17 protein-coding genes are annotated in these 14,749 nt (G+C 60.1%); 7 read left to right on the forward strand and 10 right to left on the reverse strand.

Annotated elements, in window-relative coordinates:
* Nucleotides 1-20 precede the first annotated feature (20 nt).
* Complete coding sequence (locus HX807_RS20550) at nucleotides 21-716, reverse strand: molecular chaperone (RefSeq protein WP_003218892.1); 696 nt, start codon at nucleotides 714-716, stop codon at nucleotides 21-23.
* A gap of 67 nt (nucleotides 717-783) precedes the next feature.
* A complete protein-coding gene (locus HX807_RS20555; RefSeq protein WP_177050880.1) occupies nucleotides 784-1,362 on the reverse strand; it encodes a fimbrial protein in 579 nt (192 codons plus the stop codon).
* 437 nt (nucleotides 1,363-1,799) lie between these two features.
* Here HX807_RS20555 and mqo point away from each other — a divergent pair, with 437 nt between their 5' ends.
* Nucleotides 1,800-3,446: a malate dehydrogenase (quinone) gene (mqo, locus tag HX807_RS20560; RefSeq protein WP_003218888.1), complete on the forward strand. Its 1,647-nt coding sequence runs from the start codon at nucleotides 1,800-1,802 to the stop codon at nucleotides 3,444-3,446.
* 87 nt (nucleotides 3,447-3,533) lie between these two features.
* On the opposite strand, the gene HX807_RS20565 is transcribed toward mqo, so the two are convergent.
* On the reverse strand, nucleotides 3,534-4,187 hold the full coding sequence (locus tag HX807_RS20565) for an NADPH-dependent F420 reductase (protein ID WP_008437644.1): 654 nt from the start codon (nucleotides 4,185-4,187) through the stop codon (nucleotides 3,534-3,536).
* Between the two features lie 97 nt (nucleotides 4,188-4,284).
* On the opposite strand from HX807_RS20565, the gene HX807_RS20570 reads away from it, so the two are divergent.
* On the forward strand, nucleotides 4,285-5,181 hold the full coding sequence (locus tag HX807_RS20570; RefSeq protein WP_173883044.1) for a LysR family transcriptional regulator: 897 nt from the start codon (nucleotides 4,285-4,287) through the stop codon (nucleotides 5,179-5,181).
* On the opposite strand, the gene HX807_RS20575 is transcribed toward HX807_RS20570, so the two are convergent.
* Entirely contained in the window at nucleotides 5,178-6,026 is an 849-nt protein-coding gene (locus HX807_RS20575; protein WP_177019506.1) for a LysR substrate-binding domain-containing protein, read from the reverse strand. The genes HX807_RS20570 and HX807_RS20575 overlap by 4 nt on opposite strands.
* 97 nt (nucleotides 6,027-6,123) lie before the next feature.
* On the opposite strand from HX807_RS20575, the gene HX807_RS20580 reads away from it, so the two are divergent.
* Entirely contained in the window at nucleotides 6,124-7,023 is a 900-nt protein-coding gene (locus tag HX807_RS20580; protein ID WP_177050882.1) for a DMT family transporter, read from the forward strand.
* Nucleotides 7,024-7,183: 160 nt separating this feature from the next.
* Complete coding sequence (locus tag HX807_RS20585; protein ID WP_023659079.1) at nucleotides 7,184-7,513, forward strand: YXWGXW repeat-containing protein; 330 nt, start codon at nucleotides 7,184-7,186, stop codon at nucleotides 7,511-7,513.
* A gap of 15 nt (nucleotides 7,514-7,528) precedes the next feature.
* Here HX807_RS20585 and HX807_RS20590 read toward each other — a convergent pair whose 3' ends face one another.
* From HX807_RS20590 to HX807_RS20600, 3 genes are all read right to left on the reverse strand, one after another.
* On the reverse strand, nucleotides 7,529-7,903 hold the full coding sequence (locus tag HX807_RS20590; RefSeq protein WP_168197525.1) for a hypothetical protein: 375 nt from the start codon (nucleotides 7,901-7,903) through the stop codon (nucleotides 7,529-7,531).
* Between the two features lie 74 nt (nucleotides 7,904-7,977).
* Nucleotides 7,978-8,373 (reverse strand): PIN domain-containing protein, encoded by a 396-nt coding sequence (locus HX807_RS20595; protein ID WP_003218874.1) that lies wholly within the window; start codon nucleotides 8,371-8,373, stop codon nucleotides 7,978-7,980.
* Complete coding sequence (locus tag HX807_RS20600) at nucleotides 8,370-8,684, reverse strand: AbrB/MazE/SpoVT family DNA-binding domain-containing protein (protein WP_003218872.1); 315 nt, start codon at nucleotides 8,682-8,684, stop codon at nucleotides 8,370-8,372. Before HX807_RS20600 ends, HX807_RS20595 begins: the two co-directional genes overlap by 4 nt.
* Before the next feature lie 98 nt (nucleotides 8,685-8,782).
* Here HX807_RS20600 and HX807_RS20605 point away from each other — a divergent pair, with 98 nt between their 5' ends.
* Complete coding sequence (locus HX807_RS20605; RefSeq protein WP_003218870.1) at nucleotides 8,783-9,175, forward strand: RidA family protein; 393 nt, start codon at nucleotides 8,783-8,785, stop codon at nucleotides 9,173-9,175.
* Between the two features lies 1 nt (nucleotide 9,176).
* On the opposite strand, the gene ppnN is transcribed toward HX807_RS20605, so the two are convergent.
* On the reverse strand, nucleotides 9,177-10,550 hold the full coding sequence (gene ppnN, locus HX807_RS20610) for a nucleotide 5'-monophosphate nucleosidase PpnN (protein ID WP_003218868.1): 1,374 nt from the start codon (nucleotides 10,548-10,550) through the stop codon (nucleotides 9,177-9,179).
* Between the two features lie 147 nt (nucleotides 10,551-10,697).
* Entirely contained in the window at nucleotides 10,698-11,522 is an 825-nt protein-coding gene (locus HX807_RS20615) for an aspartyl/asparaginyl beta-hydroxylase domain-containing protein (protein ID WP_177050884.1), read from the reverse strand.
* A gap of 384 nt (nucleotides 11,523-11,906) precedes the next feature.
* On the opposite strand from HX807_RS20615, the gene fabV reads away from it, so the two are divergent.
* Together fabV and HX807_RS20625 are read left to right on the forward strand one after the other, a co-directional pair.
* A complete protein-coding gene (gene fabV / locus HX807_RS20620; protein ID WP_003218863.1) occupies nucleotides 11,907-13,100 on the forward strand; it encodes an enoyl-ACP reductase FabV in 1,194 nt (397 codons plus the stop codon).
* A 100-nt stretch (nucleotides 13,101-13,200) separates the two neighbouring features.
* Nucleotides 13,201-13,824 (forward strand): HAD family phosphatase, encoded by a 624-nt coding sequence (locus tag HX807_RS20625; RefSeq protein WP_102605621.1) that lies wholly within the window; start codon nucleotides 13,201-13,203, stop codon nucleotides 13,822-13,824.
* Here the strand turns inward: HX807_RS20625 and HX807_RS20630 are convergent.
* Nucleotides 13,821-14,726: a LysR family transcriptional regulator gene (locus tag HX807_RS20630; protein ID WP_102368413.1), complete on the reverse strand. Its 906-nt coding sequence runs from the start codon at nucleotides 14,724-14,726 to the stop codon at nucleotides 13,821-13,823. The genes HX807_RS20625 and HX807_RS20630 overlap by 4 nt on opposite strands.
* Between the last annotated feature and the right edge of the window lie 23 nt (nucleotides 14,727-14,749).

Raw genomic sequence — 14,749 nt, forward strand, 5'->3', positions numbered from 1 at the left:
CCGGGGTTGTCGCGTGGGTATCAGTGAATGCGGATGACGGGGGCGGTCACGATGCTGCCGTAGTCATCGATGTAGCTCAGTTGCACTTCATCGCCGGCCTTTGCCTGGATCGGCAGCTCACGCGCTTCGCCTGGGCGCAGCACATCCGGCGCCTGGGTGATCGGCAGGCCGTTGAGCTTCAGTTCGCTGACCACCACGTGCAGCTTGGAGGCGTTATTGACGGCCAATGCACCCGCTTGGGCCTTCCAGTTCACTTGCGCCACCGCGTCCTTGAGCGAACCTTTGAGGCCGGCCGGGCGGTAGAACAGTTTGATCGTGGTCTTGAGCGCGATCTGCAGCACGTTCTTGCCTTTTTGATCGTCGCTCATGGCCGGGATTGCCTTGACGTTCATCAGGAACAGGCTTTCGCGGTCCTGGGGCACTTCTGGGCCACCGGTAAAAATGATGCGCAGGATGTTTTCCTTGTCGGCATCCAGCCGGAACAGCGGCGGCGTGACGATAAAGTTATCGACGCTTTCCTCGTTGCCACTGCCGAAGTGGCTGACCCAGGACTGCACGAGGTAAGGCGAGGTGTCGTCGCGGTTGCTGACGCTCAGGTTGGCTTCGTTGGAAGCGCCGTCGTAGATCAGTCGCGTGGCGCCGACGGTGACGGCGGCGTTGGCGGCGCTGTGCCAGAGCGGCAGCAGGGCGAGCAGAAGATAGACTTTCAAACGCATGACAGGGGGACCTCCGGAAGCCCGCGGGCCGGCGCGCGAACGCCTGGCCCACGGTGTTGACGAGCAATTACTTGTAGGTAACGTCGAAGCTGGCCAGCGCGTGCACCTGACCGGTGCTGATGCCGGAGGTGGTCACCGCGTCGTCGCCTTCACCGGTGGTGGTGTCGGCGACGGTGCGCACGTAGGCAGCGGTAAAGTCGAAGGTATTGGACTGTGCACGCAGGTCGTAATCGGCGGTCGGCGTGTTCAGTGGCAGTTTGTTGCCGTTACGGGAGTCGGTGATCTGGATCGCGATGCCGCGCACCTGGTTTTCACCGGTCAGGCCCAGTAATGTCGGGTCGCTGGCGTCTTGTTGGCCGCTGAAGGTGATCGCGACGTTTTTACGGGTCGCGGTGCTGCAGTTGTCCAGGCTGATGGAAAACGGCTTGGCTTTGTCGGTGAGCACCGAACCCACGGTGGGCGCGAAGTCAGCGATGCGCACCGGGTCCAGAGTCACCGACTTGTTCACGTCGCCGGTGGTGATGGTGCAGGCGTTATCGGTGACGGAACCGGTGAATTCGATCTGCCCGTCCGCCGCCTGAGCGGTGCCGGCCAGCAACCAGCAAGCGCCGCAGGCGAGGGTGAGTTTGCTCAGTTTGTTCAGCATTGCAGTGCCTCTTTTAAGAGAAGGAAGGTTGTCTGCCTACCCGTCAGGTAAGCCAATCCATAGTGCAATGCTGTGATTTAGAGGCACATGAGACGGATCTTAAAAACTGGCGAACTGATGGCCGCCCGACCGCTGAGTCCATATAAGGCGCCGAGCGTGATATTCTGCGCGCCATCTTGGTCTAGCCTCTATCCAGTACGTACACCCGTATACGTCCCGGTGGTTGGCTGGCGCCCAGGTAGCTGAAGCCAATAATGATAAGAAGTCAGCGCAGAAGGGACATAAAAGTGAGGTCGATACGTCGGCCTTGTGTGCCCACCCTGCGGTCCCCGAATGAATGTGCACACCCCGCGGTGCGTTGCCTGGCGCAGCGTGATTGAGGGTTGCCCATGATCAGGGGCAGTGGGGCGGATGGCGTTTTATCATAGGTGCTACTGATGTTTAAAAAAGTAAACACTGCCCTGCTGGGGCTGGCTTTGTCGATGGGGATCACTTCCGTTCACGCGGAAGAGGCAAAGAAAGTCGATGTGCTGCTGATCGGCGGCGGCATCATGAGTGCAACCCTGGGTGTGTGGCTCAATGAGCTGCAACCGGATTGGTCGATGGAGATGGTCGAGCGCCTTGATGGCGTGGCCGAAGAAAGCTCCAACGGCTGGAACAACGCCGGTACCGGTCACTCGGCTTTGGCTGAGCTGAACTACACCCCGGAAGACAAGAACGGCAACGTTGAGATCCCGAAAGCGGTCGAGATCAACGAAGCGTTTCAGATCTCCCGTCAGTTCTGGTCCTGGCAGGTTCAGCAGGGCGTCCTGAAGAACCCGCGTTCGTTCATCAACTCCACTCCGCACATGAGCTTCGTGTGGGGCGATGACAACATCAAGTTCCTGAAGAAGCGTTACGAAGCGCTGCAGGCGAGCCCGCTGTTCGCCGGCATGCAGTACTCCGAGGACCCGGCGCAAATCGCCAAATGGGTTCCGCTGATGATGGAAGGGCGTGACCCGAACCAGAAAATCGCGGCCACCTGGACCCCGATCGGTACGGACGTGAACTTCGGCGAGATCACGCGCCAGTTCGTCGCTCACCTGCAAACTACGCCGAAGTTCGACCTGAAACTGTCGAGCGAAGTGCAGGACATCACCAAGAACGCCGATGGCACCTGGCGTGTCAGCTACAAGAACCTGAAAGACGGCACCAAAACGGAAACCGACGCCAAGTTCGTGTTCATCGGCGCGGGCGGCGGTGCACTGCACCTGCTGCAGAAGTCGGGCATTCCTGAAGCCAAGGAATACGCGGGCTTCCCTGTTGGCGGTTCGTTCCTGGTCACCGATAACCCAACGATTGCCGAGCAGCACCTGGCCAAGGCCTACGGTAAAGCTTCCGTTGGCGCACCGCCGATGTCGGTTCCGCACCTGGACACCCGCGTGCTGGATGGCAAGCGCGTGATTCTGTTTGGCCCATTCGCTACCTTCTCGACCAAGTTCCTGAAAGAAGGCTCGTACCTGGACCTGCTGACCAGCACCACCACCCACAACATCTGGCCAATGACCAAAGTCGGTATCCGCGAATACCCACTGGTCGAGTACCTCGCCGGCCAACTGATGCTGTCGGATGACGACCGCTTCAAGGCGCTGCAAGAGTACTTCCCGAACGCCAAGAAAGAAGACTGGCGCCTGTGGCAGGCCGGTCAGCGTGTGCAGATCATCAAGCGTGACGAAGAGCAGGGCGGCGTCCTGAAACTCGGTACCGAAGTGGTCAGCTCCGCCGACAACACCATCGCCGGCCTGTTGGGTGCATCGCCAGGCGCGTCCACCGCGGCTCCGATCATGCTGACCGTGCTGCAGAAAGTGTTCAAGGAACAGGTTGCTTCCCCGGCCTGGCAGGAAAAGCTGCACCAGATCGTGCCTAGCTACGGCACCAAGCTGAACGACAGCCCTGAAGCTGTGGCTAAAGAATGGGCCTACACCGCCAACATTCTGCAGCTGACGCCTCCACCTGCGATTCCGCAGCTGACTGCTCCGAAAGCCACCGAGGCTGCAAAGCCTGCGGCTGAGCCGAGCAAGCCAGCTTCTGACCTCGCGCTGTAAGACGTTGGTGAGGTCCTGATTCAGGATCAACCCGATGTAAAAAAAGCCCGCTGAACCGGTGACGGTCAGCGGGCTTTTTTGCAGGTGTCACCAATGAGCGGGTACTTCGACCTGCCGCTCTGCAGCTGCCAACGCTGCCTTCAGTCCCTCTTTATCCAGAGGTATGCAGTACGCCGGCTTGGCGCGTTCAAACCGCCAGCTCTCATCCAGCCCACCGGCATCCACTGCGTCGAAGCCGATCTCGTCCAGCAGGGCGATGACTTGCGCCTTGGCTGCCGGGTCATCCGCCGCGACCGGGAGCGCGCGCCGGTCGGGTGCGCCGCGGCTGCGAGCATCCTGGGTCAGGTCCGGCGCCAGGATAGCGTTGAACACTTTCACCACATTTGATTGCGACAGGTGCTCGGCCACCAACCGGCTGGTGGTGGTTTCAAAGCGGTCGAGCACGGGAATATGGCCGTCGCGGTTCGGGTAGTAGTTGTTGGCATCCATCACGGTTTTGCCTTCCAGCCACTGCGCCGGCACGCTGCGGTAATGTTCGAACGGAATCGCCAGCAGGACCAGTTCGCCAAATTGCGCGGCGTCTTGCGCAGTACCCACTTGAACCCCACGAATGCCACTCAGCACGCTGCTCATCGACTGCGGGCCGCGGGAGTTGCTCAACATCACTTCATGGCCGGCCGCCAACGCTAACTGCGCAACGGCGCGTCCGATAAAGCCTGCTCCGATAATGCCAATTTTCATGTCGGTGCTCCTGAGTTGAGAGAGACGTTATGATGATTGGCTACTGGATGAGGATAAATGGCCGTTCTGGTCTTGGTGTTGTTACTCGGAGTTGTGAATGATGGACCGCCTTTCAAGCATGAGTGCCTTTGTGATGGCTGCCGAACTGGGGTCCTACGCCCGTGCTGCCGAACGCCTGGGAATGTCGCCGCAGATGGTAGCCAAGCATGTGGCGGCGCTGGAGCGGCGGCTGGGCGCACGCCTGCTCAACCGCACCACACGCCGGCAAAGCCTGACGGAGTTGGGAAGCGCGTACTACGAGCGCTGCAAACATATCCTGACAGAGGCAGAGGCCGCAGACTCCCTCGCCCAGATCATGAATGACACACCACGGGGCAAGCTCAAGATCAGCGCCCCGGTGACTTTTGGCTCCTACAGCCTGATGCCACTGGTGACCGAATTTTTACGCGACAACCCTGAGGTGGAAATCGACCTGCACCTGACCGACCGGTTTGTCGACCTGGTGGAGGAGGGCTACGAAGTGGCGTTCCGTATCGGCCCGCTGGCGAACAGCAGCCTCACCGCCCGGCCGCTGCAGCCCTACCGCCTGGTGGTCTGTGCGGCACCCAAATACCTGGCCGAGCGCGGCACGCCGCTGACGCCCGCTGACCTTGAACACCACGAGTGCCTGGGATACGCCTACTGGTCACGTCCGGCTGATCGCGAATGGTCGTTCTACCAAGGCGCCGTCCTGCACAAGGCCCAGGTCGCCAGCCGCCTGCACGTGAATGAAAGCCGGGCCTTGATGTCGGCCGCGCGGGATGGTTTCGGGATTGTGCTGGGGCCTGAGGATTTCTTGCGCTCAGCCCTCAAGAGCGGTGAGTTGGTGCGAGTGCTGCCGGACTATGAGGCGCCAAGTCGGCAGATGCATTTGCTCTACACCGCGAATCGCCAGCGCACCGCCAAGCTGCGGCGATTTGTCGATGCGGTGCTGTTGCGTTTCGGACCGCCCTAGACGCTGAAGCCGGCCTTGACCTGCTCATACAGATGCAGTGCCAACAGGTTGCTGCTGTCGCCAAGCAGGTACAGGTGATGCAGCGGCAGCGGCGGCAGTTCAGCTCCAGCAATCTGGCGCGTCAATCCCTTACCCATGCGGCTTTCTTCCACCAACCCCACCGCCATGCCACTGCGGATACACGCTTCAACAGCGGGCGAACTCGCGCTTTCCAGCAGCACCCGATAGTAAGTGCCGTGCTCCTTCAGCGCTCGAATCGCTGCAGCGCGATAAGGGCAACCTGTCAGTTGCACGGCAATCGGCAGTGGCGCCTGCGGTGGGCAGCTGAAGTGTTCGGCGGCCACCCACAGCGGCTGGATTTCTCCCAGGCGCTCGCCTTGTTCCAACGGCTGGGCGCTGACAATCAGGGCCAGGTCCAACTGCCTGCTGGCGAACAGCGTGAGCAGTTCGCCACTGGAGCGCGCCTCTACCTCCAGTTCCAGCAGTGGGTTGTCGGCGACCAGGCGGGGCAGGAACTCCTGCATGAAGTCTGGCGCGTAGGAATCAGGCAAACCCAGGCGAATCTTGCCCTGCATGCGTTGCGGCGTGAGGGAGGCCAGCAAGCGGTCGTGGCTCTTGAGGAATTCGGTGGTTTCGCCCAGGAGTTTCTTGCCGTACATCGTCAGTTCAACCCCCTGGTTGCTGCGGCTGAACAGGCGTTGGCCGACCTGGTCTTCGAGCTTCTGGATCTGCGTGGTCACCGTCGAGGCACTGCGGTGCACATGATTGGCCGCTTCGTTGAATCGCTGGAAGCGGGCCACCGCGTGGAAAGTGCGCAACAGGTCAATATTCAGTTGTTTGCCCATGATTCCACTTTTAAGGATTAGTGGTACAGATTATTCAAATATACAGAATCATGCGCGGCACTTAGCCTTTTGGTCAATCAAGCGAACCGGAGGCTCAATGAAGCGATCAACCGTGGGGCTGTTGCTGTTACAGGCGGTGTTCGTGCTGTCGTGGAGTTCGGGGTTTATCGGCGCGAAACTGGCGACCCGGAGTGATGGCGTGTTCAACGTGCTGTTCTGGCGTTTCTTGCTGGTGTCGTTGTGCCTGGCGCTGTTTTTGAACGTGCGGCTGCTGAAGGTTTCCTGGGCACAGATCCGCCATCACGCGGTGGTGGGTTTCCTCTCGCAGTTTCTCTATTTGACCTGTGTCTACGTGGCGATCCAGAACGGTTTGCCGCCGGGGATTGCGGCGATCATCGCGGCCCTGCAGCCATTGATGACGGCGGCGCTGTCATCGGGTAGCCACGCCGAACGCAGCGGCGGCTGGCAGTGGCTGGGGTTGATGATCGGTTTTGCCGGCGTGTCGATCGTCATCTTCGGGCAATACCGCAACAGCGGGGCCGAAGTCGGGTGGGTCATGTATGCATTGCCCCTGGTGTCGGCACTCGGTCTGACCGTGGCCACGCTGTACGAACGGCGGGCGGCCCGCACTGATTCCGGCGACCTGAGCCTGGCGTTGTTTATCCAGTCGTTGCTGACCTTGATCGGCTTTGCTGCAGCGGTGCTGTACACCGATACGCTGAGCATTCCGCAGACCCCCGACGTATTGATCTCCATCGTTTGGCTGACGGTGTTCTCTACCTTCGTGGCTTACCTGAGCCTGTGGATGTTGTTGCGCGTAATGACGGCTACCCATGTGGCGACATTGGTGTACCTGGAGCCTCCCGTGACACTGGTGTGGGCGGCACTGATGTTTGGCGATGAGATTCATGCGTCGACATATGCAGGGATCGCCGTGGTGGTGGCCGGGCTGATTCTGGTGCGACTGAAGCAGCCGGTCGCAGTCTGTGCCTCTTGAAAAGGTCAGTTTTTCTTTACCTGCTGTCTGCCCGTGGGTTCAGCAAGCTGACAGTTGGCACCTGTTAAAAAGTCTTATGGCCAAGCAGGAGCGCGGCTGGAACAAGGGGGCACTTTTTTTACCGGTATAAACGCTGGGCGGTCACGCCCGAGGATTCTGTATGTTGTTACGTTATGCGGCATTGGCGGCTCTGGTCGTCGCGGCTTCCGGGTGTGTAGAGGAGCGGGTCGTGCATGATCGACGACCGGTGCAGCGTGAATATGTAGAAGTCGTCGCGCCGCAACCGCCGCCGGTGCAGGTCATCGAGGTCGAGCCCGAAGGGCGGCCAGGTTACCTGTGGTCGCGTGGCTACTGGCGTTGGGAAGGCGGGCGCTATGTGGCGGTTCACGGCCACTGGGAGCCGGTACGGCCAGGTTATCGTTATGTTCACCCGCATTGGGAGCAGCGTAACGACGGCTATCACTGGCAGGGCGGCGGTTGGGTTCGCTGACCGTTTTCCGATGGCTTAAATCGGCTTCTTCGTACCCAGAAGCCGAACCTCCCTGAGCAGCGCCGCGCCCAACTGGCCGGTGCCAAGCTCCTTGTACCCCACCGCTTTAACATCGCCATTCTCTTCCGCCTGGATGAGGATCACCGGTGTTTCCTTGCCGGTGCCTTCGTCGACATGCATGGCGTACTGCGGGATATCCAGCTTGATCGGCGTGCCTGCCGCCTTGCCCTTCACATTGATCAGAAACGCCGCACAACCGGTGTCCACATCCTGACTGGTAGCGGAACGGCCGCTGACGAAGCAGGTGTCGGGCAGGTCGGGCCAGGTGATGGCTTCGGCGAGGGTCAATGGGGACGTTAATGCCAGGCCGGCGAGAAAAAGCGTGCGCACGTTGGTCTTGTCTCTGGATAAAGTCAGTAAGGGCATTTTCTACCAAAGCCTTGACGCTTCTGCAACGCGACGCCTCAGGTCAGCCGCCGCATGCCGGTAGCCTTGGCCGCGCTGACATCAAATGTCGCCGTATATTCACAGCCTGCTGCGTGGGCGCAGCGTTCAATCAGGCAGTCGGCGAAATCGGCCCTGGTGCTTGTAAATCGCCGGAGTGCCTGCCAGATCACGTCGGCGTGCTCTACGGTCAGTTCGCGGGTACGCAGCAGCGTCTCCAGGACCGCAACCACTTCACTCTTGGCTGACTGGTAACTGGACTGCAGGACCCACACCAGTTCCACCACTGAAACCAGGCTGACAAAACCCGGCGAGGCAGTGGTGAGCGACTCGATCAGTCTGGATGCCTTTGGCGATTGGACGGGATCATCCTGGGTGACGTAACGCACCAGCACATTGGTATCCAGTCCAATCATCGTGCTTTGGCTCCCTGTGCAGCGATGGCCAGGTTCATTTCTTCGATGCTGACGGGCTTGGCGGGTTTGCGGATCAGCCCTTTGAGGTCCAACACAGTCTTGCTGGCTGCGATGATCGCAAACTTGCCCTCTTCCATTTCGACGAATTCGACCCGGTCGCCAGTGTTCAGCCCAAGTGCGGCCCTGACTTGAACGGGAATGGTTATTTGGCCTTTTGAAGTGAGTGTGGCGGTAGCCATGTTGAAAGCCTCTCTCGTGATACTCCTTACCTTAGGGTAAGGAATAGTGGAGGGCAAGATCCATTGGTCCATAGGTTACTCATCTGGCGTGGGTGGGTCGGAACAGGTAAAACGATAGTCCGAACGTTTCCCGTCGACACGCCTGAAACCAGCCTTAAGAGATACAACATATGACCGACCGCCACCTCATCATCCCCACTTCCATGCACCCCATCGTCGAGCGCGCCGGCTACGTCCCGGCCGTAAAAGTCGGCAAGACCCTGTACTGCGCAGGGCAGGTCGGCCGCACGGAACACCTGGAAGTCATCACCGATCCCGAGGCACAGTTCGTCGCCGCCTGGGAGAGCCTGCGCCTGGTATTGGAGGAGGGGGGCTGTACGTTTGAAGACGTGGTCGACATGACCACCTACCACGTGAACATGAGCGAGCACATGGCGGTTTTCCGTGAAGTGAAAAACCGCCTGTTCCCTCGCGGGTTGTGCGCCTGGACGGTCATTGGCGTATCAGAACTGGCCAACCCAGGCTTGCTGCTGGAGATCAAGTGCGTAGCGGTTCAGCGCTGACTCACTGCACCACGCGGTAGCACGGCACGTAGGCGGCGCCGCCTGGCAGTTTCATCCGGTGCTGCTCTACGAACGCCTTCAGCAACTCATCCAGCGGTTTCATGATCGCTGGGTCGCCATGAATCTCATACGGCCCGTTCTGCTCGATCAGGCGGATGCCCTTGTCCTTGACGTTGCCCGCCACAATCCCCGAGAACGCCCGGCGCAGGTTGGCCGCCAGTTCATGGGGCGGCAGCGCGTGGCTCAGTTGCAGGCTGGCCATGTTGGCGTGGGTCGGGTCGAACGGGCGCTGGAAGCCCTCGTCGATCTTCAGCAGCCAGTTGAAGTGGAACGCGTCGTTGCGCTCGCGGCGGAACTGTTTGACCGCTTTCAAGCCGACGGTCATCTGCCGGGCCACCTCAGCCGGGTCGTCAATGATGATCTGGTAATGAGCCTGGGCCGCTTCGCCCAGGGTCGCGCCGACGAACGCGTGCAACTGTTGCAGGTACGGCGCGGCGTGTTTCGGCCCGGTGAGGATCACCGGGAACGGCACGTCGCGGTTGTCCGGGTGCATCAGGATGCCCAGCAGGTACAGGAATTCTTCGGCGGTGCCGGCGCCGCCCGGGAAGATGATGATGCCGTGGCCGACGCGCACGAAGGCTTCCAGGCGCTTTTCGATGTCCGGCAAAATCACCAGCTCATTGACGATCGGGTTCGGCGCCTCGGCGGCGATGATCCCCGGCTCGGTCAAGCCCAGGTAGCGCCCGCCGGTAATGCGTTGCTTGGCGTGGGAAATGGTCGCGCCCTTCATCGGGCCTTTCATCACCCCGGGGCCGCAGCCGGTGCACACGTCGAGGCTGCGCAGGCCGAGTTCGTGGCCGACTTTCTTGGTGTATTTGTATTCTTCGGTATTGATCGAGTGCCCGCCCCAGCACACCACGATCTTCGGCTCGACGCCCGGGCGCAGGGTGCGGGCGTTGCGCAGCAGGTGGAACACGTAGTCGGTGATGCCCTGGGAGCTGCTCAGGTCGATGCGCTGGCTGTCCAGTTCGTTTTCGGTGTAGACGATGTCACGCAGGGCGCTGAACAGCATCTCCCGGGTACTGGCGATCATTTCACCATCGACGAACGCGTCAGCCGGTGCATTCAACAGTTCCAGGCGCACGCCACGGTCCTGCTGGTGGATGCGCACTTCGAAATCTTTATAGGCGTCGAGGATGGTCTTGGCGTTGTCGATGTGCGCGCCGGTGTTGAGGATGGCCAGGGCGCATTGACGGAAGAGGGTGTAGATGCTGCCGGTACCGGCTTCGCTCAGTTGCTGGACTTCACGTTGCGACAGCGTTTCAAGGCTGCCTTTAGGGCTTACGGAGGCATTGATGACTTGTCTTTGGGGCATTCTGATTCCCTGAAAGCACAGCCACCGGACCATGCATGGCCAGTGGCTTGAGGATAGTGCGCGCCGTTTTCGGTCGCATTGGACTGGCATTTTCCCCGGCACTGGAGCCGAGCGCAAACACCGTCGCGCACCATCATGCCGCAGAAGTTACTGAATCAGCTTCCAGTTTTTGTAGAAAAACCGACGCAGGGTAAAGACTGCTCCGGCAAAGCCCGCGATCAGGCCGTTGAGCACCGACGGCACCAGGGTTGGCCGCACGATGTCGATGAACAGGCAGTAGCGCTTGGCGTCGTTCTTGTTGAAGGAGGCATGCATCAGCGTGTCATCGAAGATAAACAGCGGATCATCGTGCCAGTAGTGTTTGTGCTTGCCGACCTGGATGTAGACGCCATCGTGATGGGGCGCCGGTGCCATGTTGTAGAGCACGCGGAACATCATGCGCAGCGGGCCGAAGTGAAACGAGGTGGAACGGTTTTCGTTGAATACCGACACGCCGATGGTTTTCACGTAGGGCAGTTTTTCCCGCAGTTGCGGGATATCCAGGGTGGTCTCGATCGGGCGGCCGTACCATTGGAAAAACAGCATGCCGCGTTTTTTCTCGGCCATGCGCTCATCCAGGTACTGGATGATCTCGTCTTTGTTGGCCATGGCGTCGTCGATCACCTTTTGCAGGTCTTCGCGCCAGGCCGGCGGCAAGTCGTTCATTTTATAAACGTGGCGATTACGCTGGCTCAACAAATCGAACAGCGTGTTGAACGGTGCCAGCAGCCAGGTATTGCGCCCGTTGCCGATGAAATACTTCTTGATGGTCGCGCTGTCGTACAGGCCATTGCGTAGGAAGTCATACAGTCCACAGAACACCACCAGCAGCAGAAACACCAGGGTGGTCTTGGGGAAGCAATAAATGAACAGCAAGACGCCAAGGACCCAAGCGGCGGATGCCAGGCGTTTGCGGATGACACTCTTACTCATGAAACTGGGCTCCATCGGACGGTTTTCGATTGCTTCAAAACCGTCCGCGATTGACTGGCAGGCAAGGCAAAGGAGTCAGTCAACCCGTGGGCATCATGCCCGAGCCGAAACATATCGAAATAATATGGTCATGATAGGGTGTTATCGCCCTCACGTGGCGTTTTAAATGCTGGAAATTTGTGAAGTCGCAGCACAGATTTTTACCGTTGTCCCCCTAAAATGCCTCGGCGGATGGTCAGGTCGGCGGTGTTGCGGATAGCATTTTGTGAACAGAAGATTTGCGACTATCGTGACGCTTCGGTTTTCCGGGCGTCATAGACCGGTACGATTGACGCTGTAATGGCCACCATTGGCCTTCGGCACCTTGGAAGAGGCAGAAATTTTATGATCATCAAACCGCGGGTTCGTGGCTTTATCTGTGTGACCGCTCACCCGGTTGGCTGTGAAGCGAATGTCAAAGAGCAGATCGACTACGTGACCGAACACGGTGCCATTGAAGGCGGCCCGAAAAAGGTGCTGGTCCTCGGGGCTTCCACCGGCTACGGCCTGGCCGCGCGCATCAGCGCTGCCTTTGGCTGCGGCGCCGACACCCTGGGCGTGTTTTTTGAGAAAGAAGGCGAAGAAGGCAAGCTCAGCTCTGCCGGCTGGTACAACAGCGCCGCCTTCGAGAAGTTTGCGCTGGAAAAAGGCCTGTACGCCAAGAGCATCAACGGCGATGCGTTCTCTGACGAGATCAAGCGCCTGACCATCGAAACCATCAAGAAAGACCTCGGCAAGATCGACCTGGTGGTCTACAGCCTGGCCGCGCCACGCCGTACCGACCCGCAAGGCGTGGTGCACAACTCCACCCTGAAGCCGATCGGCAAGGCTGTGACCCTGCGCGGCATCAACACCGACAAGGGCGTCGTGGTCGACACCACCCTCGAACCGGCCACCCAGGAAGAAATCGACGGCACCGTGAAAGTCATGGGCGGCGAAGACTGGCAGCTGTGGATCGACGCCCTGCGTGACGCCGACGTGTTGGCCGAAGGCGCCAAGACCACTGCGTTCACCTACCTCGGCGAGAAGCTGACCCAGGATATCTACTGGAACGGCTCCATCGGCGAAGCCAAGAAGGACCTGGACAAGAAAGTCCTGACCCTGCGCGAAAACCTCGCGGCGCTGAAAGGCGACGCCCGTGTGTCGGTACTCAAGGCAGTAGTGACCCAGGCCAGCTCGGCGATCCCGATCATGCCGCTGTACCTGTCGTTGCTGTTTAAAGTGATGAAAGAGCAGGGCACCCACGAAGGTTGCATCGAGCAGGTCTACGGCCTGTTCAAGGACAGCCTGTATGGCAAAGAGCCCAAGCTCGACGCCGACGGCCGCCTGCGCGCCGACCTCGCGGAACTTGAGCCTAAGGTTCAGGACGCGGTAGCGGCCCTGTGGAATCAGGTCTCCGATGACAACGTCAACGAGATCAGCGATTTTGCCGGCTACAAGGCGGAATTCCTGCGCCTGTTCGGTTTCGAGATCGATGGCGTGGACTACGACGCTGACGTGAATCCGACCGTGAAGATCAAGGGCCTGATTCAGGCTTAAGCGCTTGCGGTAACGAAGAAGCGGCCTCCAGGGGCCGCTTTTTTGTGCGCGTCATGCCAGACTGCGGCCGTTATCACACCCACGCTAACGGAGGATCTACATGACGATTCGTGCAGTCGTTTTTGATTTCGGCGGTGTCCTGTTCGACTGGAACCCGCACCATCTCTACCGCCAGCTGATTACCGACGACCGGGAGCGGCAACGGTTCCTGGACACCGTCTGCACCCAGGCCTGGAACACCGAGCAGGACGCCGGGCGCAGTCTGGCTGAGGGCACCCGCGCGCTGATCGCCGAACATCCGCAGCACGAGCCTTTGATTCAGGCGTACTACGACCGCTGGCACGAGATGTTGCGTGGTTCATTGCCGGAGGGCGTGGCGATCCTCGAAGCGTTGCATGAGGCGAAGATGCCGCTGTTCGGCCTGACCAACTGGTCCGCCGAGACCTTTCCCTATGCCCGCGCCCACTATCCCTTCCTGCAGTATTTTCGCGACATCGTGGTGTCCGGCGAAATCAAGCTGATCAAGCCCGATCCTGCGATTTACCACGCCAGCCTGGCGCAGGTACGCGCCCATTTGCCGGATATCCAGCCGGGTGAAGTGGTGTTTATTGACGACGTAGCCGGCAATACCGAGGCGGCTACTGCGCTGGGTTGGCAGGGGATTCACCACGTGTCTGCCGCGCAGACCCGTGAGCGCTTGATCGAGCTGGGGGTGAGCCTCTAGCGCGCCCATTTCTCCATGACGAAATCCACGAACGCCCGCAGCTTGGGCAGGCGATAGCGGTCCTGGGCGTACAGCAAATGCATGGGCCGGCTGGGCAGTTGGTAGTCCGTCAGTAATGCCACCAGTTTACCGGCCCGCAGGTCTGGCTCGACCAGGGCGTCAGGCAGCATCACGATGCCCATGCCTTCCAGGGCAGCCTGGCGCAAGGCCTGCGAACTGTTGATGGTCAATGAGCCGGAAACCGGAATTTCCACTTCGCCCTCTGCGCCGCGCATTCGCCACAACTTGTCGGCGTTGCGCCAATCGTCGGTCGCCGGGTAAGCGAACGCCAGGCAGTCATGTTGCTGCAGATCATCGGGGCGTTGAGGTGTGCCACGGCGCGCCAGGTACTCCGCAGAGGCGCAGAGGGTGATGGTGTAATCCTGCATGGGGCGGGCAATCAGGCTTGGCGCGTCCAGGTCGCCCAAGCGGATGGCCACGTCGAACCCGCTGTCGACCATGTCCATCCGCTGGTTGCTCAGCACCACGTACAGCTTGATCTGTGGGTAGCGCTGGGAAAATTCGCTGAGCGCCGGTGCCAGGCGTTCGGTGCCAAAGGCCGGTGGTGCGGTGATCCGCAGCAGGCCCTTGGGCACGTCACTGTTGGCTTGTTCGGCCATCTGCTCGGAGTCGGCCACCAGGCCCAGCACCTCCAGGCAACGCTGGTAATAAATCCCGCCAAACTCGGTCAGGCTTTGCTTGCGCGTGGTGCGCTTGAGCAGGCTGACGCCCAGGCGTTGTTCCAGCGCGCGCAGGTGATTGCCGACCATGGTGGTGGACATGCCGCACGCCTGCGCCGCCGCCGTCATGCTGCCGGCTTCCACCACTTTTACGTACACCGTCATCGCCTGGAACAGATCCATTATCAAGCCCTGGTTTAAAGTGA

It is taken from the genome of Pseudomonas sp. D8002, assembly GCF_013385695.1.
GTDB lineage: Bacteria > Pseudomonadota > Gammaproteobacteria > Pseudomonadales > Pseudomonadaceae > Aquipseudomonas.